The organism is Streptomyces zagrosensis, assembly GCF_014203645.1.
Classification (GTDB): domain Bacteria; phylum Actinomycetota; class Actinomycetes; order Streptomycetales; family Streptomycetaceae; genus Streptomyces; species Streptomyces zagrosensis.
On record NZ_JACHJL010000009.1, the window covers coordinates 335,580 to 357,492 of the forward strand.

15 protein-coding genes are annotated in these 21,913 nt (G+C 69.5%); 9 read left to right on the forward strand and 6 right to left on the reverse strand.

Annotated elements, in window-relative coordinates:
* Positions 1–295: 295 nt before the first annotated feature.
* A complete protein-coding gene (locus FHS42_RS19330) occupies positions 296–1,882 on the reverse strand; it encodes a nitrosuccinate lyase (protein ID WP_184573504.1) in 1,587 nt (528 codons plus the stop codon).
* Positions 1,879–4,005, reverse strand: a complete 2,127-nt coding sequence (locus FHS42_RS19335) for an FAD/NAD(P)-binding protein (protein ID WP_246494968.1) — start codon at positions 4,003–4,005, stop codon at positions 1,879–1,881. Before FHS42_RS19335 ends, FHS42_RS19330 begins: the two co-directional genes overlap by 4 nt.
* 292 nt (positions 4,006–4,297) lie before the next feature.
* Between FHS42_RS19335 and FHS42_RS19340 the strand changes: the two genes are divergently transcribed.
* The gene (locus FHS42_RS19340) at positions 4,298–5,917 is read left to right on the forward strand and encodes a class I adenylate-forming enzyme family protein (RefSeq protein WP_184573506.1); all 1,620 of its coding nucleotides are present in this window, start codon (positions 4,298–4,300) and stop codon (positions 5,915–5,917) included.
* A gap of 270 nt (positions 5,918–6,187) precedes the next feature.
* On the forward strand, positions 6,188–7,528 hold the full coding sequence (locus FHS42_RS19345; protein WP_184573508.1) for a protoporphyrinogen/coproporphyrinogen oxidase: 1,341 nt from the start codon (positions 6,188–6,190) through the stop codon (positions 7,526–7,528).
* Between the two features lie 411 nt (positions 7,529–7,939).
* Here the strand turns inward: FHS42_RS19345 and FHS42_RS19350 are convergent, their stop codons facing one another.
* The 4 genes from FHS42_RS19350 to FHS42_RS19365 form a co-directional block, all read right to left on the reverse strand.
* Complete coding sequence (locus tag FHS42_RS19350) at positions 7,940–8,791, reverse strand: NmrA family NAD(P)-binding protein (RefSeq protein WP_184573510.1); 852 nt, start codon at positions 8,789–8,791, stop codon at positions 7,940–7,942.
* Positions 8,792–9,000: 209 nt separating this feature from the next.
* A complete protein-coding gene (locus FHS42_RS19355) occupies positions 9,001–11,259 on the reverse strand; it encodes an MMPL family transporter (RefSeq protein WP_184573512.1) in 2,259 nt (752 codons plus the stop codon).
* Positions 11,260–12,021: 762 nt separating this feature from the next.
* Entirely contained in the window at positions 12,022–12,969 is a 948-nt protein-coding gene (locus FHS42_RS19360; RefSeq protein WP_184573514.1) for a UbiA family prenyltransferase, read from the reverse strand.
* 620 nt (positions 12,970–13,589) lie between these two features.
* The gene (locus tag FHS42_RS19365) at positions 13,590–14,384 is read right to left on the reverse strand and encodes a class I SAM-dependent methyltransferase (protein WP_246494969.1); all 795 of its coding nucleotides are present in this window, start codon (positions 14,382–14,384) and stop codon (positions 13,590–13,592) included.
* Positions 14,385–14,613: 229 nt separating this feature from the next.
* Here FHS42_RS19365 and FHS42_RS19370 point away from each other — a divergent pair, with 229 nt between their 5' ends.
* The 7 genes from FHS42_RS19370 to FHS42_RS36260 all read left to right on the forward strand — a co-directional run.
* Positions 14,614–15,768 (forward strand): Gfo/Idh/MocA family oxidoreductase, encoded by a 1,155-nt coding sequence (locus tag FHS42_RS19370; protein ID WP_184573516.1) that lies wholly within the window; start codon positions 14,614–14,616, stop codon positions 15,766–15,768.
* On the forward strand, positions 15,758–16,651 hold the full coding sequence (locus FHS42_RS19375; protein WP_184573517.1) for a sugar phosphate isomerase/epimerase family protein: 894 nt from the start codon (positions 15,758–15,760) through the stop codon (positions 16,649–16,651). The genes FHS42_RS19370 and FHS42_RS19375 overlap by 11 nt, the downstream gene beginning before the upstream one ends.
* Positions 16,648–18,114, forward strand: coding sequence for a M20/M25/M40 family metallo-hydrolase (locus FHS42_RS19380; RefSeq protein WP_312866945.1), 1,467 nt, complete (start codon positions 16,648–16,650; stop codon positions 18,112–18,114). Before FHS42_RS19375 ends, FHS42_RS19380 begins: the two co-directional genes overlap by 4 nt.
* A complete protein-coding gene (locus FHS42_RS19385; RefSeq protein WP_184573518.1) occupies positions 18,111–19,247 on the forward strand; it encodes an Ldh family oxidoreductase in 1,137 nt (378 codons plus the stop codon). Before FHS42_RS19380 ends, FHS42_RS19385 begins: the two co-directional genes overlap by 4 nt.
* Positions 19,244–20,212, forward strand: a complete 969-nt coding sequence (locus tag FHS42_RS19390; protein WP_184573519.1) for a Gfo/Idh/MocA family protein — start codon at positions 19,244–19,246, stop codon at positions 20,210–20,212. Before FHS42_RS19385 ends, FHS42_RS19390 begins: the two co-directional genes overlap by 4 nt.
* Positions 20,213–20,243: 31 nt before the next feature.
* Positions 20,244–20,651 (forward strand): DUF6917 domain-containing protein, encoded by a 408-nt coding sequence (locus FHS42_RS19395; RefSeq protein WP_184573520.1) that lies wholly within the window; start codon positions 20,244–20,246, stop codon positions 20,649–20,651.
* Positions 20,635–21,913 (forward strand): 1-deoxy-D-xylulose-5-phosphate synthase N-terminal domain-containing protein (locus FHS42_RS36260; RefSeq protein WP_281392798.1); only part of this gene is annotated, 1,279 nt, incomplete at its 3' end. The genes FHS42_RS19395 and FHS42_RS36260, both read left to right, overlap by 17 nt.

Below are 21,913 nucleotides of genomic sequence, written 5' to 3' on the forward strand. Positions count from 1 at the left end.
CCCGCACACACCGCCTCCGCGACGCCCGGCCGGGCAAAATGGCCAGCGGGCCGACACCGCCGGGCCCTTTCGGCCCGGCCGGCCCGCGTACAGCGGCGCGGTCCATGGGGGCGGTGGGAGCCGCTGGCCGCGGAGCGGCCGATGCGTGCGCAGAGGTGGGGCGAGTGGTACGGCAGGTGGTCGCGGTGCGGGCCGACCTCGCAGGGGAACAGCGCTGACCGGCCGCCGCGGCACGGTGGCTCGCCACCGGCGAGGCGCCCCTCGCGCTCACCTGCCCTCCCCAGGGGGTCATGGGTCAATCCTGCGATTCTTCGCCGTCCGGGGCCATGACAACCTCCTGCCAGCGGCCCTGGCGCGGCCTGGTCAGCGCGCGGTCCACCAGCACGCCGGCGGCACCGGTGTAACTGGTCGGCTCGACCAGGTCGGCGATCTGCGCGGCCGTTAGGTGCCGCGTCACCTCGGGCAGCTCGCCGAGTATGGTGCCCAGCGGCCGTCCCGAGCCCGCCGCGTCCGCCGACGCACGGCTGAGTACGTCCTTGGCGACGGCCTTGCCAAGCAGCGGGGCCAGGGCCACGGCGACCCGTTCGGAGACGAGTTGGCCCCCGGTGAGGCCGAGGTTGGCCCGCATGCGGTCGGTGGCGACGGACAGGTTCTCGGTGAGCTCCACGGCGTGCGCCGCCGCGCCACCCGCCAGCCGCAGGCACTCGCGCAACGGCTCCCACTCCGCGTGCCACACGCCCGCCGACCGCTCGTCTTCAGCGGCCATCGCGCCGGTCACCGTCGCGGCGAGCTGCGGCACCTGGAGCGCTGCCGAGCGGATCACCGTCGCGAGCACCGGGTTGCGCTTGTGTGGCATCGCCGATGACGCGCCGCGCCCGGCAACCGTGCCCTCGTGTACCTCGCCGACCTCGGTACGGGTCAGCGACTGCACATCGACAGCGACCTTGCCCAGGGCCCCGGCCGTGAAGGCCAACGCCGCCGCCAGGTCCACCATCGGGGTACGCAGCGCGTGCCAGGGCAGTACCGGCTGGGCCAGCCCCGCCTCATCGGCGAAGGCCGCGGTCAGCTCCTGCGCGTAGGACCCCACGCGCGGCGAGCCGTGTCCGCATCCCGCGTACTCCAGATAGCCCGCGAGCGTGCCGGCCGCGCCGCCGAGTTGCACCGGAAGTCCATCGCGCACCCGGCGCAGCCGCTCCGCCGCGTCGAGCACCAGCCACATCCAGCCAGCGGCCTTGAGGCCGAAGGTGGTCGGCACCGCGTGCAGGGTCAGGGTGCGGCCCGCCATCGTCGTGTCTCGGTGCCGCTCGGCGAGCGTGGCCAACGCCTCGGCGGTCCGATCGAGGTCGGGGATGATCAGACCCAGGGCCCGGTCAGCGACCAGCATCGCGCCGGTGTCCAAGATGTCCTGGCTGGTCGAGCCGCGATGGACGTACTCGGCCGCGCTCGCGTCCCGCGCGGCGACCACGGCGCTGAACTCCTGCACCAGGGCGACCACGGGGTTCGCCGCCTCGCGGGCCCGGCGCGCCAGGGCGAACAGGTCCAGGTGCCGGGCCTGTGCCGCATCGGTGATCACTCGCGCGGCCTCGTGCGGCACAGTGCCGAGTCGGGCCTGCGCGCGGGCCAGCGCGGCTTCGGCGTCCAACATCGCCTGGAGCCAGGCGTGGTCGGCGACGGCGGCCTCGACGGGCGTGCCCGCGCGCACGGGGGAGAGCAGCCCCGAGTCGGCGTGCCAGTGCGCGGCCTGCGCCGCTTGAACGCTGCTCGCCGTTCGTTCTCGGTCCGCTGCTTGTTCCCGGTCCGGTAGGTCCGGTACGGGCTCACTGGCCGGGAAGTGCCCATCGCCCACGGCCCCTGCACGCCCTGCGGCTCGCTGGTCGCTCATCGGCCGTCCATCTGTGCGGCAAAGGCCAGTGCTCCGCGGCCGGTGGGGGCGTCACCGGCCGCATTGCCCAACACCGCGCGGGCGATGGCGTCCGAGTCGCCCAGCGTCACCGAGTTGACCCCCGGTCTGATGCCGGCTGCCGTGACCCAGTGCACCGACTCGGTGGGCACCCCGAACGCGAACCGGCGCGGATGCGCCACGCCGTCCGCGGCCAGCAGATGGTACGGCCGCTCGGTGACGGAGAGCCCGCCCGTCTCGTACGCATCGCCGAGCGTGGAGGGGATGCGGTACGGGGCACACTGCCCGGTGTTCAACAGGTGCCGAAGGAGTGGATCGGCCGTACGGCGCAGATCGATCTCCGGCAGCCGGGCCTCGATCAGCGCGCGGGCTGTCACCCGCGAGCCGGGCACCGCCGGCGACTCCGCGACGTAGACCCCCGCCTGGCGGTCGGCCTCGATCCGCATGCCGGGCCCCGCGATGCGCACCGTCCCCGACTCGATCAGGGCGAGCAGTTCCTCGATGCGGCGCGCGGGCGGCCCGATGGACAAATAGGCGTTCAGCGGGGTGTACCAGCGGTCCAGGTCGCTGCGGTACGAATCGCCGCTGAGCCCGCCGTGATCGACCGCGAGCCGCAGCTCGTTGCGCAGGTCGCGCAGGACGTCGAGGGCGGCCTTGAGCGCTCCGCTGACGTTGCCGGCGTGTGCCGCGTCGAGGTCCTCGCGCAGGTGGTCGAGTAGCCAGTCGTGGAAGTCCGATGGATCGCTGAACTCCCGCTGTGCGTAAGGGCGTTGCAGGGCGTCCCAGTCCCAGCGGTCGGCGGGGGAGATGCCGAATGCGGCGAGCAACTCCGTTGGCTGCCCGTCGTCCGCCGAATGGGCCAGGTAGTGCTCCTGGAACTCCGCGACCCGCCCGGACCGACCGCGCGAGGTGAGCAGCGCGCAGTAGTAGACGGTCTCCACCTCGCGCGCCACCAGCGGCCACAGCACATCGCGGAAGTCGATTCCGGCGCCGTCCGCCGACTGCGCGCGCAGCTTGGCTATCAGCTCGGGGGTGAGCAGCAGCGGCTCGTGGCGTCCCTCGACGCCCTTCTCGTTCTCGCCTCGTGCGTGGTACGGCATACCGCGGCGCGAGCCGGCGTACAACTGCGGCTCGCGGCCCGATGGGCGATACACCAACCGCCCCGCGACGCGCTCGAAGCTGCCACCCCGGCCCTCGGTCAGCAAGGCCATGTGATCGAAGAAGTTGAGCCCAAGGCCGCGCAACAACACGGTCTTGCCCGCCTCGATGGCCGACAGGTCCACATCGGCGGGGTTGGACGGCGGGACGTACACCAGTCCGTGCCGGGCGGCGAAGTCGGTGAGGTCGTTCTCCTGCGGTGAGGGCTCGACTGGGACATGCCCCTGAGCCAGGACGACCGCGCTCAGGTTGGTGAGCCGGGCCCCGTTGGACAGGGCCACGGTCTGGGTGCCGACCGTGTCGTCGTCCAGGGCGACGGCCCGCGCCGCATGCACTCGCAGGGTGACCTTGGCGGGGGCGCCGGCGACGATCCGCTGGAAGGCCCAGGAAAGGTAGCTGCCGTACAGCGCGCGGGTCGGATACGTGTCGGGGCCGAGCGCGGCGGCCTCGGCGAGCGTCGCCGCGTCGTACGTCAGGGCCTGCGGCGGCAGACCAACCGACTCGGCACCGGGCGCCGCTGGTGCGCTCGACTCGGCACCGTACGGGCGCCCCGTAGCCGGAACTTCGGGCCCCGCACAGGGCTGCCTCGCTGCCCCGCTGGGCCGCTTCGGCGCGCTGTCGGACGCTACCGCCTGGCCGCGTGGCCCACGTTCGGCGATCGCCCGGGCCCATTCGAACAGGCTCGGGCCTGCTGCCAACGGGCCCTCCATTTCGACGCTGTCGTCGGTGAATACGGTGACCTGACAGGCCACGGTATTCATCAGGAGATGCCGCGATTGGTCAGTTCGCCATACCCGCCCCGCACCCGGTACGTGCGGATCGACCACATGCACGGTGATCGCGTCGTGCGCTGTGAAGTGCCGCGCATTGACGCAGAGTCGCTCCAGGACCGATAGGCCGCGCGGGCCCGCCCCGATGACGCAGACATCGAGGCGTGTGCTGGTCATGTCGCTCTCCATTCCCTGTACGACACATCACCGAGAGGGTCAGCTCGACATGAGCGAACTAGCCTCCGAGTGTTGGGGATAGTGCTCTGCCGCGGTAGCGGCTAGTTCTTGCTATCTGACATGGTGGAGCTTGCCATGCAGCTTGCTATGGCGATTCGTGCAGGTCGGGACCTATTTTGTAACGACTTCTAGCCTTCATAGCACCCGGGCGACCAGCGCCTGCACGCATACTGCGCGGCCACTCGCGCGGCCCGTCGTGAAGGTAATCCCGTTCCTAGTGGGGAGAGCTGGAATGTCCTCTCGCAAACACCCGTTGAACATCGCTGAGCTGTTTGAATGGCACGCCCAGGCGAAGCAGCAAACCGTCGCGTACCTGGACCGACCCTTTGACATAGCCCCGGACAAAGGCACCCGCTTTGATGCCGGACAACTCGTCCAGACGGTACGTGACTTCTCTGCCCGGCTTTACGCAGCGGGTGCGCGTGCGGGCGATCGCGTCGCCATTGTCAAGGACAATCACTTCGACATGACGCTGGCCGCCGCCGCGGCGGCACGCTTTGGGGCGATACCTGCCACTATCGCGGGTCTCAACACCCCGGAGAACCACCGGTCCATGATAGCGAGGCTGGAGCCGTCGGTCCTGGTGGTGTCTCCCACCGCGCTGGCCAACGCCGCGCGTGCGGGCGTCGAGCTGAGCGGCCCCGACACCAAGGTGATCGTCCTTGGCGAGCTGGGCGAGGGGGCGCCGGATGGTGCGCTGGCCCTGAGCGACCTGGATGGCGCGGACGCCCCGCCGACCCGGCTGCGCGCCCCGCACGAGTCCATGATGATCATGCACAGCTCCGGCACCACCGGTGTGCCCAAGCTGGTGGTGCACTCCGGTAACTCGCTGCTCGGCGGCGTTGCCCGGATCGAACGCATCCGCCTGCCCGTGCTGGCCAGCAGGCATCATGACGTGGTCGCCACCTCAGTGTCCTTCGCGCACGGGCGAACCGTGTCGTGGACGATCGGTCAGTTCGTGCTCGCGCCGAAGAAGATCGTCATCATTTCCCGGCATGACACCGACGTCGCCGAGCGGATGTTTGAGGAGCACCGCCCCACCTCGATCGAAGCGTGCCCGAACGTCTTCCAGCGCTGGGAGGACATGGCTCACCAGCGCCCCGAACTGTTTCGCCAAACACGGCTGTTCATCGGCACCTTTGACGCCATTCACCCGCGTACGGTGCGCACCTTCCTCAACGTCTCCAAGCGCCGCTTCCCGCTGTGGCTTCAGGGCTGGGGCCAAAGCGAGGTCGGCCCCATCTGCTTCGCGGTCTACACCCGGGGCCGGATGCAAAAGCTCTCCGACGACTCGTCGGCCACCAGTGACATCGGCTGGCCGTCACCGGGCTTCACCAAGGTCAAGGTGGTGGACATCGACACCGGCCGCACGCTCCCCAAGGGCAAGCCGGGCATGATGATGGTCGCCACCAAGGCCCGATGCATGGACTACCTCGGCGAGAGCGAACGGCACGCGGAGAAGATCAACGGTGAATGGTGGAACACCGGCGATATCGGTGAGATGCACGCCTTTGGCCGCATCAAGCTGGTAGACCGCGAGGTGGACATCATCCCCGGCACCAGCGGCATCGAACTGGAGAGCATCCTGTTGGACCGACTGCCCCGGGCGTCCGATGTGACCGTGCTCGGATTGCCGGGTGAACTTCCTGTTCCGGTTGTGTCGATGATCGACAACAGGCTGGACCCGCAGGAGTGGGCCGCCGCAACCGTCGGGCTGCCCCCGATGGCCGAGCCGAAGTTGGTGCCCTGGGACGAGGTTCCCAGGACGGCAACATGGAAGGTGCGACGCCTGGACCTGCGTGAACAGGTGCTGGGCAGCAAGCAGGCCATCGGCACCGGCCGTTGGACCTGACGGTCCGCAGCCCAGATTCCCCGCTGCGTACGCCCCATGCCCTACCGTCCGACGCAGTGCCGGCTGCGGGCTTTATCGGGCGGTTGGCCGGGCGCACCAGCGGGGCGGCGGTTCCAGTTGTGTAGGGCCGCACCCATGGTCGGGTGTGGTGTGAGATGGCACCATCTGACGGCACCGGAACGGTACCGGAGCCAACACGGGTGACAAGATGCCCCGGTTGGTGATTACCGAGACGTGAGCCCGAGGAAGTAACGCGTATGAGGAGCAGGAGTGGCTGACATCGACATAGCTGTGATTGGCGCCGGGATCGCCGGGCTGACCACCGCGTACCGGCTGACGCAAGAGGGCCACCGGGTGGAGGTGTTCGAGTCCGAGGACGCGCCCGGGGGGCGGATGCGCTCCAGCCGTATTGACGGCTACACCACCGACCATGGGTCGGAGACGATCTCCCCCTACGGCTACCCGGCCACCTGGGAGTTCATCAAGGAACTGGGCCTGGATCGAAGCAACCAGATCCACCAGATCCAGCACCCAGTGGGATTGTGGGACCAGGGCCGTAACCACCCATGGGTGGGGCACCCCAAGGGGATGCTGTTCGGTGCGGGCATGTCCGTCGCCGGGCGCGTCCAGTCGTTGCGCTCGACGCTGGGCGGCATCCTGCCGTCCGGCCAGGTCGATCCGGAATGGCCCGAGAACTCGAAGTACGGCACCATGACGCTCGCCGAGTTCGGTGAGCGCTACGGCCGTGAGATGGTCGAGCGCAGTCTCGGCCCGATCGCGCACACCGCCTTCGGTTGGCAGCCCGAAACCAGCTCAGTGGCACCGCTGCTTGCCATCGTGCAGGGCACCAGGGGCATCGTCCGCTGGCAGACCTACCGCGACGGCCAGGACACCATGGCCCGCCAGTTGGCCGAGAAGGTGAAGGTGCACCTGTCGCGGCCTGTGGAGCGGGTGGAGCGCGAGGGCGACGGGGTACGTATCCACTTCGCCGATGGCACCGACCTGTCGGCGCGCGCCGCGGTCCTCACCCAGCCGTCCCCGGAGATCCCCGCGATCTATCCCGGGCTGCCGCAGGACGAGCGGCCGTTCATCGAGGCGTCCACCTTCACCACGATGATGCGCGTTGCGGTTCGCCTCGACCGCCCGCTGGAGCCGCGCCGCGACCCGAACAGCCCGCGTTCGTACGCGGTCGTCCTTGGCCCGGACGAGGATTCGCTCTTCTCCGGCTGCACCATCGAACACAACAAGTGCCCCGAGCGCGTGCCGGCGGGCCGCGGCCTGGTCACGCTGCTGGTCTCGCCGCGCCGGGTGCACGAGGTGTTCAACCTGCCGGACGAGGAGGTGCTGGAGCGGGCGTTGGACGAAAGCACCCACTTCATCGACGGCCTACGCTCCGCGTACGTGGGGCACCACGTCGTCCGCTGGCCCAACGGCCTTCCCGCCGCGCCGCCGGCCGCGCTCAACCTCCGTGGCCGGTTTGTCCGCCGGTCCCCGCGGCCGATCGAGTACGCGGGCGACTGGCTGTATCTGCGCCCGAGCAGCGAGGCGGCCATCGCGTCGTCAAAGCTGGCGGTGGACCGGGTGCACGCCTGGCTCTCTGGCCAGCGCTAGCAGGCAGCGGGTTCTCACCCGCCTCAAACGCTGTAACGGTTCTCCTCAACCGTCTTCACGCCCCGCACCGTCTTGACGGTCTTGCTGGTCTCGACTGTTTGGATGGTCTTGAGGGTCTAGAGGGTCTCAACAGGGCGTCATGAAGCCGGAAAAGCGTCGTGGGGGGGGGGGGGGGGGGGCGGCCCCCCCCCGCGGGGGGGGGGCGGGGGGCGGGGGGGGGCGGGGCGGGGGGGGGGGGCGCCCCCCCCCCCGCGCCCGCCCCCCCCCCCCCCCCGGCCCGCCCCCCCCCCCCCCCCCCCCCCCCCGACGCTGTGAGCTACAAGGCGGGCGGCTGCTGCCCCTTGTCCTTGTCCGAGCACCGACCCCCACGGGTCAGCGGGCAGCGGTCAGGGGGGCAGGGGGCCAGCGCGGTCAGCGGAAGTCGTCCGCGTGGTCGTGGACCCACGACCGGAAGGACCGTGCAGGGCGCCCGAGCAACTGCTCCACCGTGTCGGTGACCCGCTCGGGCGAGTCCACGAACGACTGCCAGGCCCGCAGCCGGCCCTCCACGAACGCCGCGTTTCCCCAGGCGGCCGTCAACTCCGCACGGGCCGTCTCGGGCGGCAGTTCCTCCCACCGCACTGGGCGCCCGATCACCTCGCCAATGATGCGCACCTGCTCGCTGTGGGTGACCGCCTCCGGGCCCGTGAGCAGGTACTTCGCCCCGTCGTGCTGGGTTCGATCGGCGCGGCTCGCGGTGAGCACGCATACGGCCACCTCCGCGATGTCCCGCTCGTGGATCAGCGACCTAGCGGCCCGCCCGTACGGATAGCGCACCACGCCCTGCCGAATCTGGTCGGCCCAGCGCAGCGCGTTGGCGGCGAAGTCGATGGCGCGTAGAAACGTCCAGCTCACTCCCGAGTGGCGGAGCTGGCGCTCGATCTCCTGGTGATACGAGGCCGCCGTCTCACCGTCCGCGAGGTCGGCCACATCGGTGGACAGATACACCACCTGTTGCGCATGCTCGGCGATCACCTCCACCACGCGCGGGTCCACCACCGGCAGCCCCGGCCACAGCAGAAAGACGCTGTCCACCCCGCGCACCGCGGCCTCCAGCGAGGCCGGGTCCGTCAGATCGCCCCGTACGGTGTGTACGCCCGCGGGTAGCGTCGCCGCATCCGGATCGCGTACCAGCGCCCGTGGTTGAGCGTCCGATGCGGCCAGTGCGGCGACGATGTGCCTGCCTACGGTGCCGGTCGCGCCGGTCACCAGGATCTCGGTCATTCGATGACCGTAGAACTTCAACTGCTGTTTAAGTCAAAGCTGGCGGGCATGACAGGCATGACAGCCGTGGCGAGTGCGGCAGGACTGCTGAGGCTCCCCACGAGCGAGGGGGAGCCGACATGACGGAGCCCCGCTCCACCGGGCGACCGGTGGGCGGGGCTCCGCCGTGACGCCGCGCGTCCACGGGGGTCGGTCGCGCGGCGGGTCTCTTAGACGCGGTCCACGGCACGCTCCGAGGTGTTGCCCTCGTCCGCGGTGGACGACGGCGGCACCGGCGGGGCGCTTTCGCTGATGCCGAACCGGTCATGGAACTTGCGCATCGGGCCCGGTGCCCACCAACTCTTCTCGCCAAGGAGACGCATCGACGCGGGGAGCAGGATGCCTCGAATCAGCGTGGCGTCGAGGAGGATCGCGAGCGGGACGCCGAGGCCCAGGGCCTTCATGTAGCTGATGCCGGACGTCAGCATCACGATGAACACCAGCGACAGGATGATCGCCGCGTACGTGACGACCTTGCCGACGCGTTCCAAGCCGGTCGCGACAGCCAGTTCGTTGTCACCGGTGCGGTCGTACTCCTCCTTGACCCGGGAGAGGATGAACACCGCGTAGTCCATGGAGAGGCCGAAGCCCAGGGTGCCGACGAGGACCGGGACCGTCCAGTTGATGGCGCCGGTATTGATGAAGTCGCCGACCAGCCACTGCATGTGGCCGTCCTGGAAGACGAAGACCAGCGATCCAAAGGTGGCGCTCAGGCTCAGCACGCTGAGCACGATGGCCATCAATGGCAGCAACAAACTGCCGGTCAGCAAGAAGAGCAGGATGTAGGCGCCGATCGCCATGATGCCCAGGGCCAGCGGCAGATTGTCGGTGAGGACGTCGAAGGTGTCCACGGAGATCGCGGGATGGCCGCCGACCTTCACCGGAAACGGGGAGTCGGCGTCCCGGATGTCTCGGACGATGTCCTCGCCCTTGGGGGAAAGGCCGTCAACGGCGGGCACGACGCTGAAGTAGGTGGACGAGTCCGTCCCGTACGTTTCCTCCGAGAGCTTCGTCCGCGGGGCGATTTCCTCGCCCTTGGCGTAGGAGCCGGTCAGCGCGTCCACTCGGGCCACATTGGGCAGCGCGGAGAGCTTGGTGGCGTACGCGGTGATGTCGCTGTCGCGCGCCTTCACATCGCCGATGTCGCGGGCGACGACCTGCATCGCCTGCGCCTCGCGGTTGTTGAAGTCCTCCTGGACCGTCTTGGCGACCTTGGCCGACTGAGCCGACTTCGGCAGAATCTGCTCGTCGGGCAGGCGCAGGTTCAGGTCGCGGACGGGCGAGCCAAGCAGCGTCATCAACGCCAGCACCGCGACCACCAGCGGGACGGGCTTGCGCATGACGAACAGGGCCATGCGGTGCCAGCCGCCCTCGGACGACTCGGCCACCGGGCGTGGCTTACGACGGATCAGACGCAGCTTGTCGATGCGTGGCCCGGCCCAGGCCAGCAGTGCGGGCACGATGGTCAACGTGCCGAAGGCCGCCACCAGCGAGGTGGCCGCGCCGCCGACCGCGATCGACTGGAACATGCCGAACGGCATGACCACCAGCGACATCAGGGCGATGGCCAGCGTGACGGCGGAGAAGGTGATCGTGCGGCCTACCTGGCGCATCGTGGCGCGGATGGCATCGTGCGTGTCGAACCCGCGTTGGAGTTCCTCGCGGTAGCGCGTGATGAACAGCAGGCTGTAGTCGATCGCGAGGCCAAGGCCAAGCAGCGTGGTGACGTTGGTCAGCAGGTTGTTCGCATCGAAGGCGAAGGTGATCAGGTACAGCAAGCCAAAGACAAGCAGCATCGTGGCCAGGGCGACCGCCAGCGGAAGCGCCGCAGCGACCAGCGAGCCGAAGATGATGACGAGGACGACCAGGACCAGCGGGAAGACCAGGGTCTCCGCCTTGCTGGCGTCCTTGGCCGACTGATCGACGTTCTCGAAGTTCATCAGGGCGGTGCCGCCCAGTTCGACCTTCAGGCCCTCGACCTTGCCGGAGTATTCGTCCTCCAGGTCCTGCACCCGGTCGTTGACCTCGTCGAAGTCACCGAGGATGCGGCCACTGATGAGCGCCTGCTGTCCCGACTCGCCCTTGAGCGAGGGGGCCTTGCCCATGCTCCAGTACGACGCGACGTTCGCAACGTGTTTGTTGTCCGCAAGGCCCTGCGTCAGCTTGAGACCGGCCTTTGTGACCTCGGGGTCATCGACACCGCGCGGGTCACTGACGACGATGGAGAGGTTCGGACGGCCCTGCTCGAACTCCTTCTCCAGGATTTTTTCGGTCTTGTGCGATTCGGTGTCGGTGTTCTCATAGCCCCCCATCGTCAGCCTGTCTGCCAGGCCCATGGAGGCCCCACCGACGGCGAGCACGATGATCAGCATGGCCAACAGGATTTTCTTTGGCCTCGGGAGGATCAGACTCGCTAGTCTGTCGAGCATTTTTGATATCTCCTGTCGGGCGGTGCCATGGGGAGCACCGTGCGAGGACTTATGGAACAACTTGCACTGAACCTATGGAACAGTCTGCACCTCGCGTTGGCTCCGGTGCAACCCGTTCCATAGGCCGCCGCGCGTGTCCTCGGCGGGAGGTCGCGTCATCCCGTCGCAGCGGTTCGGATGCCGACGTCGTGCCCGGTACGGAGCATGAGTGACAGTCGTCAAACACCCTTCCCGGGAAGATGAGTTCAACGCACAACAATGTAGAGAACGTCACCGGAACGTGATCCAAAACCCCTCGTTCGCTACTCGGGCCACCGCGCGACAGAAGGGCAGTGGGGCGTGTTCGGTGCCAGCAGCCGCACCCTGTCTGATGTGCGGGGGAGCGGCGTTTCGGCGTCGTGTCCGTCGAGCGCGTCGAGCTGTGGTGCTCGCCGGCCTCTCGCCGCGTACGGGGCGTTGCCTAGCTACCCGAGGTGCTTGCCCAGCGCTGCGGACGGCGGGATGGGCCGGTCACCAACCGCGCCGCCGATGCCCTGTCTCGGCCCTGGCTGGCCCTGTCTGGGCTTCGGCTGGGCCCTGGCTGTGCCCTGCTGGGGCCCCGTCCGTGCCGAAATCCACACGCTGGCTCCACCCCTTGAACCGCGGCCCCTGCCTAGCATCGACGGCTGGCCATGGATACGGACGTCGCCCCGCTGCCGGGTGCGGAAGCGGGGCGACGTCGAAGCCGTTGGCTGCGCGCGTGCGCGCGTCGGGCGCCGCGGGTCACACGTGCAGCGCCAGCACATTGGCGAGCAGCAGGGCAGGAACGCCCCAGCGGTGCAGCTTGATGCCGAGCATCCGGGCCTGGAGCAGATTGCCCTGGCCGACGCCGGCCCGCGCCTGTGACACCCGCATCACCCACAGCGGCACCATCAGCGCCACGAACCACAGCGGCACCGCGCCCACCCCGATGGCCACCGCCACGGCGATCAGCTCCAGCAGATGCGCGCCGACGATGATCTTCCGGTACGCCGAAGGCGAGGTGAGCGTCGCGAGGTTGCGGCGCCCGGCCAGCCGGTCGCCCTCCACGTCATTCATGTTCGAGTAGATGGAGACCAGCAGGCTCCACAGCCCGAACAGCACCGTCTCCAGGATCACCAGGCCCGTGGCCTCGCCCGTCAACAGGACGTACGGGACGAGTATCGCCAGGCCCGGGGTGACCAGGATGAGCTCCTGGCCGAAGTTGTAGCTGATCTTCATGCCGTACGAATACTGGACATTGGATATCAGTACGGCCGCCATCAACAGCCCCACCCATAGCGAGGTCTCGGGTGCGATGACAAACACCATGGACCACAGGATGGCGCCCCAGACCATCGCTCCCCAGCCGAACAACTCTGCCTGACGTACCGTCAGAGCTCCGCTGAGGAGCGGCTTTCGCGTCAGATCGCGCAGTGCGCCGGTCTCCGGGGAATAGTTATGCGCGTCACTTCCGTCCCGGATGCCGGTGACATCGTCCAGGGCCACGGTGGCGGCGACCACCCCGACGTAACCCGCTATGTAGAGGAGCAGCACGGCAAAGGTCGTGCCGTCCCACAGTTGCGAGCCGGGCAGCGCGGCCCAGACGATGAATGCGCTGAGGTAGTAGTCGTAGAACCCGAGCTTGCCGAGCTTGATATAGGCGTTCAAGCGATCTCGGGTGTCCGGCGACGCGGCGATGTTCAGCGACATGCGGAGGCTGCCTTCTGTGATGGTGTCTTCGAGCTCTGGTGGGTCTTCCCGGTGTGCTAGGAGCGTGCGGAGTACGCGGGCGGGAATCTGTGTGGGGTGGTATCGGTGGCTAGTGGCTAGTGGCTAGCGGTGTGGACGGATGCGGCCGTGGTGCTGGGTGTTGGGCAATTGGTGCTGCGTGCTGCGTGCTGCGTGCTGCGTGCTGCGTGCTGCGTGTTGGGTGTTGGGTGTTGGGTGCGGTGGGCGAGGTGCCTGAGTACGGATGGTGCGGCGGATTGTGCGGGGTGATGCGTGTCGTGCGAGGTGGTGCGTGGGCGCGTGGGGTTGTGCAGTGTCGTATGAGGTTGCACGACGTCATACGAAGGTGCGCGGGGGTGTGCGGAATCGTGCCTTCACACCCGGGTGAGGGACGCGGTGGGGTGTCCGCTGGGGTTGTCTGGTCGGTGGATGCCGCGCACGGCACGCGGTCGCGGCGGGTGCCGCGCCGCGTGCAGTCCGCGGAAACGCGAAGAGAGGGAAACGCGAACACGCGAACACGCGAAAAGACGGAAACGTTGAGTAGGTGAATGCGTGAGGTGTGTGGAGTATGCGCGTACGGCGCTGAGGGAATGGGTGATGCCCTACCGGGGCTTGCGGCCGTACGTCGAGATGAGCACCTGAGTCAGCCAGTGATGGGCGGGGTCGCCCATCTGCGCAAGGGCCTCGTCCACGCGTGATGCGGAGACCATGCCCTCGGCGACCAGGCGCGGCTTCATGAACTCCAGCCACAACTGGTAATGCCGGGCCTGGAAGGTACCTCCCTGGACCACGACGGCACGGCCCTCGGCCGACACCTCTTCCAACCCGGTGCTCAGCGCGGCCTGGAGGTCGAAGTGGCCGCCGCGGGGCTCATGGCCCGAGCGGCGCATCAACTCGTAGCCGGCCGCCCGCACGTCCTGGAGGAAGTCCTCAGAGGTGGCGCTGCGGAACAGCGTCATCGAGTCGGTGTCCTCAAGGAAGAGCCAACCGCCCGGCTTCAGCGCCCGAACCATGCTGGCCACCGCGGCCGGTCGGTCCTGGAGGTGCTGCACCACCATCCGTGAGTGCACGACGTCAAAGGAAGCGGCGGGCAACTCCTCGGTACGGATATCGATCTTGGCTACCTCTACATGCGGTGCCCGCAGTGCCTCAAGGCGCCCGATCTCCAGATCGGCAGCGAGCACCCGCCCGGTGGGCCCGACCCGTTCCCCGAGCCACCTCGCGATGGACCCGGAACCCGCGCCCACCTCAAGCGCGTGCCAGCCGCTGGTCACGCCAACGCGCTCCAGGCGCTCGATGGTGCCCGGGTCCCAGAGGGCCTCGTTGGCGCGCAGCCGCTCCGTCTCCTGATCCCAGGTTGGATCGAAGACATACTTCTTGGGCTCCTGGTCGGTCATGCTCATATCGCTCCTCGCCCTCCGTGGACCTCGTATCCTCCGTGGACCTCGTGCCACTGCCGCCCACGCCCAGCCTGTGTGGGGCTCAGGCTAGAAACCTGCGCAAGACCCTGCCATGGCAAGAGCGTGCGCGCTTGGCCGTACTCCAGGCAGTTATCTGCTAAGGACTCGCAGGTCACACCTGGCATACGGTGGGCGCTCCCCTTCGCGCATCCATGAGGAGTTCGCGGTGCTGCACACACTGCTCGTCGGGCTGGGACGGTCAGGACGAGAGCTGCATCTGCCGGTCCTCCGCCGTCTGCGACAGGACGCCGGAACCGGTTTCGGAAACGCGGCTCCGCATGCCCTTTTCGCCGCCGCAACCCCGCTTGGCTACGACCTGATCCCGCTGCCGGAGGGCCAGTCCGTGCCCGGCCTCACCACCGTGCCCACGCTCGCAGAGGCACGCGCCCGGCTCGACCCCAAGACCACCGTCATCCATCTGTGCACGCCACCTGGCCAGCGCGCCGAGGTGCTGCGTGACCTCGCTGAACTGGGCTTCAGCCAGTTTCTGGTGGAAAAGCCGCTGGGTGTGGACAGCGAGGCCGTTGCCGAGACCCGCGCCGTGCGGGATGCGTACGGGCTCCGCCTCGCCGTTGTCGCGCCCTGGTTGCACAGCACGCTGACCGACCGGCTGCGCCGTACCGTGCGCTCCGGGCGCCTCGGCGAGTTGCGGCGCATCACCGTGCACCAGCGCAAGCCACGGCTGCGCCGCTCGCTGAGCACCCCCAGCCACCCGACCGCCTTCGACGTCGAACTGCCGCACTCGGTGGGCGTCGCGCTGCGGCTCGCAGGGGGCGGCAAGATCACCGAAGCCACCTGGACCGATGCGACGTCCGGCGACCGCGTGGTGCCCCGCATGGGTACCGCCGCACTCACCCTGGCCCATGACGAGGGCGCCACCACCCGTATCGTCACCGACCTGGTGTCGCCGGTGCGCGAGCGCAGCATCGTGCTGGACTTCGACGCGGGCCAGGCCGTTGGCCACTACCCGATCAGCGGGGACGACAACTACGCGCAGCTGCGGGTGACTCCCATCGGGCTGCCCGAGGAGCACGAGGTCTTCCAGGACGACGCGCTGGACGCCTGCCTCCTGCGCGCCTACCGGGGCTTCGCCGAGCACGCCGACTTCACCTCAGACTTCGAGCTCCAGGCCCAGGTCGTGGAGCTCTTGGAGAGCGCCAAGCAGCACGCCGCCGCCGCCGAACCGGTCACTGCCAACGCGGTCACTGCTAGTGCGGTCACCGCCAGCGCTGACACCGCCGAGCGTGCGGTCGATGAGCGCCGGGCCGAGGCGGGGGAGCAGGTCACGTCCACGAAGAACGGGAGCATCCATGTCGGTTGACGCCACCGGGACGAGCGCGGGGACCGCGCTGCCGCCGGGGATCGCGCTGTGCGGAATCGGCGATGAGGCAGGCGCCTCGCTCGATGAGCAGATCACTGCGCTGAGCACCCTCGGTTGGGGCCACATCGAGCTACGTAACGTGGATGGCGCCGCGGTGGCCGACCTCGATGACGCCGCGTTCGAACACCTCGTGGACCGGCTCGCCGCCGCCGACCTCACCGTCACCTGCGTGGACTCCCGGATCGCCAACTGGGGTCGGCCCATCACGGGCGACTTCGAGGTGGACCTGCGCGAGCTGGACATCCTCGCCGAGCGTTGCCCGCGCCTTGGCACCCGCTTCATCCGCGTCATGTCCTACCCCAACGACGGTCTTTCCGAGGAGAGCTGGCGGCAGGAGGTGCTGACCCGGATGGGGAAGCTCGCCGTCCGCGCCGAAGAGGCCGGGCTCGTCCTGCTGCACGAAAACTGCGCGGGGTGGGCCGGCACCGAAGCTGCCCGGATGCGGGAGCTTCTCGACGAGGTGGACAGCCCGGCGCTGCGGCTGCTCTTCGACGTCGGCAATGGCGTCGCGTACGACTACGAGGCGTACGATCTGCTGCCGGAGATCGCCCCGTATGTCGCCCACGTCCACATCAAGGACGCCATCGGGACGCCGGACGACGCCCACTACATGCTGCCCGGTGACGGCCGCTGTCGGGTCGAGGACTCGCTGCGCTTCCTCCTTGACCAGGGCTACACGGGCATCTGGTCCATCGAGCCGCACATCAACGTCCGCCCGCACGAGTCGCTGGCCGTTGAGGGCAAGGGCGGCGTGGAAGCCTTCATCGACTACGGCCGCGCCTTGGAGCGGTTGGTCGCCAAGTTGGCCGGGGAGCGCGTGTGAGCGGCGCCTTGGCGCACGATCCGGGCACCGAGCGCCCCGCGGGGGCAGCCCCCGCTAGCCCTGATAGCGCGGCCGGCGCCGGTGTCGAGTTGCTGGCCGCCGAACGGGAGCTGTTGCTCCAGCTCATCGGCCTGCCCACCGCGGGCCCGCTTGAGGTGGGCCCGGACGGGCCGCGCCCCAAGCTGTGGGAGGCCCAGCGGGCCTACGCCGAGGCCGCGGCCGGGCTCGGTTTCACCGTCGTACACCACGCATCGGCCGAACCGGCGGTGCTGGACCGCGAGGGCGTGCCGGTTACCGTTCGCGAGGCCGCCGCCGCCATGCCGGACTTCCTGGAGTGCCAGCCCAGCATGGTGCTGCGGCTCGGCCCCGAGCTGCCGTCCGAGCAGACTGTCATGTTCAACGTTCACCTGGACACCGTGGCCGGTTTCGAGCCCCCGCGCTACGCGCAGGGGCGCTTCCACGGCCGGGGCGCCATCGACGCCAAGGGCCCGGCCGTCGCGCTGCTCGCAGGGCTGCGCGCGGCCCTGGCCACCGCCCCGGAACTCGGGACGAGCACGGGGGTGCTGATCCAGCTCGTCGCAGGTGAAGAGGGCGGCGCCATGGGTGTCTTCGGCACCCGCCCGCTGGTGGAGGCCGGATACACCGGGCGGCTCAACATCTTCTGCGAGCCCACCCAAACGCTCCTGGTGCCGCGCTCCACCGCGTCGGCCACCGCCCGGATCACCGTCGCGGGCCAGGACTCCATCGACGATCGGCCAGGCGGCGGACACAACGCCACCGTGCTGCTCGGCTACCTCGCCCAGCACCTGGCGGAGCGGCTGTCCGAGCGCGTGGACGGCGGCCGGGTGTGCGTCGCCGGCCTACACACCGGCACTTTGCACAACAAGGTGTACGGAAGCGGCCACCTACTGCTCAACCTCGCCTACCAGACCACCGAGGCCGGACTCGCCCTCCAAGCGGCGCTGGCCGATGAACTGGCGGCCGGGCTCGCCGCGTTCCGCACCCGCTTCGCCGACCTGCCCGATTTCGCGCTCACCGCCCGCGAGGCCGCCGCCGTCACCACGCTCGACTGGCTCAAGCGTGGCCTGCCCGCTCTCAGCAGCTCCGACCCGTGGGCCGAGCAGTTGCTCACCGAGGACGCGGGCCTGCGTTACGCACCAGCCGACGCCGGGGTGTGCACCTGTGACGCCATCTGGATGCACGGCGTACCCGGCGCGTACACGGCCGTGTACGGGCCAGGCGACCTCGACGCCAACGGCGCACACGCCGAAGGGGAGCACGCCGACCTCGCGGACCTGGAGTCGTTCGCCACCGGCGTGCGCTCGCTGCTCACCCAGTTCGCCCGCGCCGGCGCTCACGCCCGTACCGCACACGCCGCCGCCCCGGGCACCGAGCAGCCCGGCACCCACCCACCCTCCGGCAACACCAGCCCCACCGCCCTAGCCAGGAACGGATGGTCATGACACCGACGTCGCCCTCAGCAGCCGGCGAGCCGGACCCGCGCGTCCCGTACGAGAGCCTGGTCGGCTTCGCCACCGAGGTGTTCGCCGCCCGCGGAGTGCCGCACGCCCGCGCCCACACCGCGGCCGAGGCCCTGGTCTACGGCGACCTCGCGGGCATGCGCTCGCACGGGCTCACCAATTTGTCCCGGCTGTACCTGCCGCTTTTCGACGACAAGCGGGTCGAGCCCGACGCCCAGCCCGAGGTGCTCGCCGACAAGGGCGCCTCCGTACTCCTGGACGGCAACAAGGGACTTGGCCTGTGGCTCGCCAGCGAGGCGATGGACCTGGCCGCCGACCGCGCCGCCGAGTACGGCATCGGGCTGGTCTCGGTGCGCAACGCCACCCACTTCGGCTGTGCGGGGCACCACACGTTGCGGGCCGCCGAGCGCGACATGGTCGGCATCTTGGCCTCCAACTGCGGTGGTCAGCGCATCGCCAGGCCGCCGGGCGGCCGGGTCGCCATGCTCGGCACCAACCCGATGAGCATCGCTTCCCCCGCCGGGCCCGAGCTGCCCCCGTACTGCCTGGACATGTCCACCACGGCCGTGCCCACCGGCAAGATCCGCCAGGCCGCCCGCGCGGGCCAGTCCATACCCGAGGGCTGGCTGACCGACGCCCAGGGGCAGCCGGTCACCGACCCGCACGCGCTCGACCGGGGCGAGGGCTTCCCCACCTGGCTGGGTGGCCGCCCGGAGACCGGCGCGTACAAGGGGTACGGACTCGCCCTGCTCGTCGAGGTGCTGGCCGCCCTGGTACCAGGCGCCGGACTCGGCCCGACCCCCGAGGCGTACGAGGGAACCGGCGGTCCCTCCGGGCGCGATGACGACATCGGCATCCTGGCCCTGGTCGTGGCCCCGGGCGCGCTGCGTCCTGTGGAGGGCTTCTTGTCGCAGGCGGGCGGGCTCTTCCAGGCACTGCTCGACTGCCCGCCGATCGACCCGGACGCACCCGTGAGCTACCCCGGGGCCCGCGAGGCCGCCACCGCTGCCGCCGCCCGTGCGGACGGCGTATCCATCACCTCCGCGCTCTATGGTGAGCTGCGCGAGGTGGCCGATCAATGGGGACTTCAGGTCCCGGCTGGAGTCAACGGATGAGCGGCGCACTGCGCGTGGGGATCGTCGGGCTCGGCGTCATCTCCCGCTTCTATGTCAAGGCGTTCGACGAGCTGCCAGGCGTCGAGTTGGCTGCCGTGTGCGACCTGCGTGCTGAGGCGCTGGCCCCCTTCGAGGGGAAGGTCTCCACCTACCGGGACCACCAGGCCATGATCGCGGCCGGCGGTCTCGACGCCGTCGTGGTCAATGTGCCCAACGACGTGCACGCCCGGGTCTGTGGCGACCTCATCGCCGCGGGGCTCGCGGTGTGTGTGGAAAAGCCGTTGGCCACCCGCGTCGAGGACGGGCGCGAACTGGTGTGCGCGGCGCGCGAGAAGAACGTGGTGCTCTTCACCTCCTTCCACCGCCGTTACAACGACAACGTCTTGGCCCTCATCGACCGCATCCCGGCCGGGTCCACGCTCCAGCACGCGACCGTGCGCTACCTGGAGATGATCGAGGAGCACGCCGGGGACGACCACTGGTACCTGGACCCGGAGCGGTGCGGCGGAGGCTGTGTCGCGGACAACGGCCCCAACGCCTTCGACACCGTGCGGCAGCTCGTCGGCGACGTCACGGTCACCGAATCCAAGGTCGTCCGCGACGCGCAAGGCACCGACCGGCAGGCCACCGTCGAACTGCTCGCCACCTCCGGGGCCACCGCCCGGGTGCTGCTCGACTGGGCCTACCCGGGAGAGACCAAGGACGTCGAGCTGACGCTCACCGATGGCACCGTCCTGAGCGCCGACATGCTCGGCGGCCACGACGGCTTCAAGACCTCGCTGTGGCATGAGTACGTGGGCGTGCTGCGGGACTTCGCGGCGGCCGTGGCCGCGAATGAGGACCGCAGCGAGGGCGGCCTGGCCGCCCTGGAACTGGTGGCTGAGGTCTACCGCCGCGAGGCCGCGGGGGCCGCCGGGAATGCTGAGGCCGCTGGGGCTGTCGGGAATACAGCCGCCGCGCGGTGAACACCGCAACAGATGCCTAGGGAGGCACTCGATGAACCCCGCAGAAGATGGCCTGAAGCGACCGGTGACCGGCGACCTGGTCAAGATCCTCACCCATAAACGGGAGGATCGAGGCATGGAGTTGACGGAGTTCGCCAGTCGCTGCGTGCGCCGCGAGGAGATTCACGAACTGGTCACCACCGACCACGCCGACCCCAGCACGGGCGCGGTCATCGACCGCGTCGGGTTCCTGGGCTTTGTGGAGATCTCCGCGGGCGGCGTCATCGACCGCGGTGATGAGGTACGCATCGACGGCCATCTGGTCGGGACCGTACTGGGCTTCGACTCCTGCCACTTCCCGAACCACTACAACGTCCTGATCAAGGCCGACAAGACGTCCACCGGGCCTGACCTGGGGCTGCGGCCCGCGATGGAGGTACGTTTTGACCCTGCGCCCTGACGGGCCAGCGCGTCCGGCCGCGACACCACTGCTCGACACCCTCGCCGGCCCCGACACGCTGCGGGCCGTCCCCGTATCGCGGCTCCTCGCACTGGCCGCGGAAATCAGAGTGTGTATGCGACAGGCGGTGTCGCGGCCGGCCGGGCAACTGGGCCCCGAACTGGGCGTGGTGGAGCTGACGATCGCCCTGCACCGGGTCTTCGACTCGCCGCGCGACCGGCTCCTTTGGGACACCGGGCAGCGGTCGTACGCGCACAAGCTGCTGACCGGCTGCCGGGACGCCGCCAGGGCCCGCAGCCGCGGCCCCACCGGCGAGTTAGCGCGCCAGGCGGCACCGTACGACGTGATCGAGACCGCACACGCGGGCACGGCCCTGTCGTACGCGGATGGCTTCGCCAAGGCGCATCGGCTCCGCGGTCTACGCGATCGGTATGTGGTGGCGGTCGTCGGGAGCGAGGCGCTCGTCGGCGGTATGGCCTGGGAGGCGCTCAACAACATCGCTGCGGCCCGCGATCTGCCGCTGGTGATCGTGCTCCATGACCACGTCCCCGGACATGAGGCACCGAACGGCGGGACACCGAGTGACGGAGCGCTGGACGGCGGGACACCGAGCGACGGAACACCGAGCGGCGGCGCACGGAGCGACGGGGCAACGGGGGGCGGCCTCGCCCAGCACCTGGCCACCCTGCGCGCCAGGCGCCAGAGTGGCGCAGTGAGCTTCGAACGGGCCCCGAAGCCGGCAGGTGACGCGCGGCACGGCATCCTCTCCACCAGCGGCCCGTCCGTGGTGATATCACAGACCGGCGTCTTGGTGCAGACGCCGCATGCGCCGGCCATGGCCACCGGCGACCGCGGTGTGGGCTCGGTCGGTAGCCCCGCACCCACAGCGACTCGCGCCCACGACACGCTACGAGCCCGCAGCCTCTTCGACGACCTGGGCTTCGCCTATGTCGGGCCTGTGGACGGGCATGACGTGGTGGCGGTGGAGTCGGCGCTGCGGCGGGCCAAGGCGTTCGGCGGGCCGGCCATCGTGCACTGCGTCACCCGGCAACCGCCTGCCGATGGAGCTGACCCAACCGCCGACACGGCCGCTGGTACTGCCGCCGGCACCACAGGTACGTCGGCAGCAGGCCATCTGCCTGCGGTGAGCCCGGCCGATCCCGCGTTGGGTCCGTCGTGGACGTCGGTGTTTTCCGATGAGATGGTGCGGGTGGGTGCGGAGCGTGAGGATGTGGTGGGGATTACGGCGGCGATGTTGCAGC

Bases quoted from the DNA above. Each gene is read 5' to 3' on its own strand.
- FHS42_RS19330 (WP_184573504.1), bottom strand. From the start codon at position 1,882: ATGAGCGACCAGCGAGCCGCAGGGCGTGCAGGGGCCGTGGGCGATGGG.
- FHS42_RS19335 (WP_246494968.1), bottom strand. From the start codon at position 4,005: ATGACCAGCACACGCCTCGATGTCTGCGTCATCGGGGCGGGCCCGCGC.
- FHS42_RS19340 (WP_184573506.1), top strand. From the start codon at position 4,298: ATGTCCTCTCGCAAACACCCGTTGAACATCGCTGAGCTGTTTGAATGG.
- FHS42_RS19350 (WP_184573510.1), bottom strand. From the start codon at position 8,791: ATGACCGAGATCCTGGTGACCGGCGCGACCGGCACCGTAGGCAGGCAC.
- FHS42_RS19355 (WP_184573512.1), bottom strand. From the start codon at position 11,259: ATGCTCGACAGACTAGCGAGTCTGATCCTCCCGAGGCCAAAGAAAATC.
- FHS42_RS19360 (WP_184573514.1), bottom strand. From the start codon at position 12,969: ATGTCGCTGAACATCGCCGCGTCGCCGGACACCCGAGATCGCTTGAAC.
- FHS42_RS19365 (WP_246494969.1), bottom strand. From the start codon at position 14,384: ATGACCGACCAGGAGCCCAAGAAGTATGTCTTCGATCCAACCTGGGAT.
- FHS42_RS19375 (WP_184573517.1), top strand. From the start codon at position 15,758: ATGTCGGTTGACGCCACCGGGACGAGCGCGGGGACCGCGCTGCCGCCG.
- FHS42_RS19385 (WP_184573518.1), top strand. From the start codon at position 18,111: ATGACACCGACGTCGCCCTCAGCAGCCGGCGAGCCGGACCCGCGCGTC.
- FHS42_RS19390 (WP_184573519.1), top strand. From the start codon at position 19,244: ATGAGCGGCGCACTGCGCGTGGGGATCGTCGGGCTCGGCGTCATCTCC.
- FHS42_RS19395 (WP_184573520.1), top strand. From the start codon at position 20,244: ATGAACCCCGCAGAAGATGGCCTGAAGCGACCGGTGACCGGCGACCTG.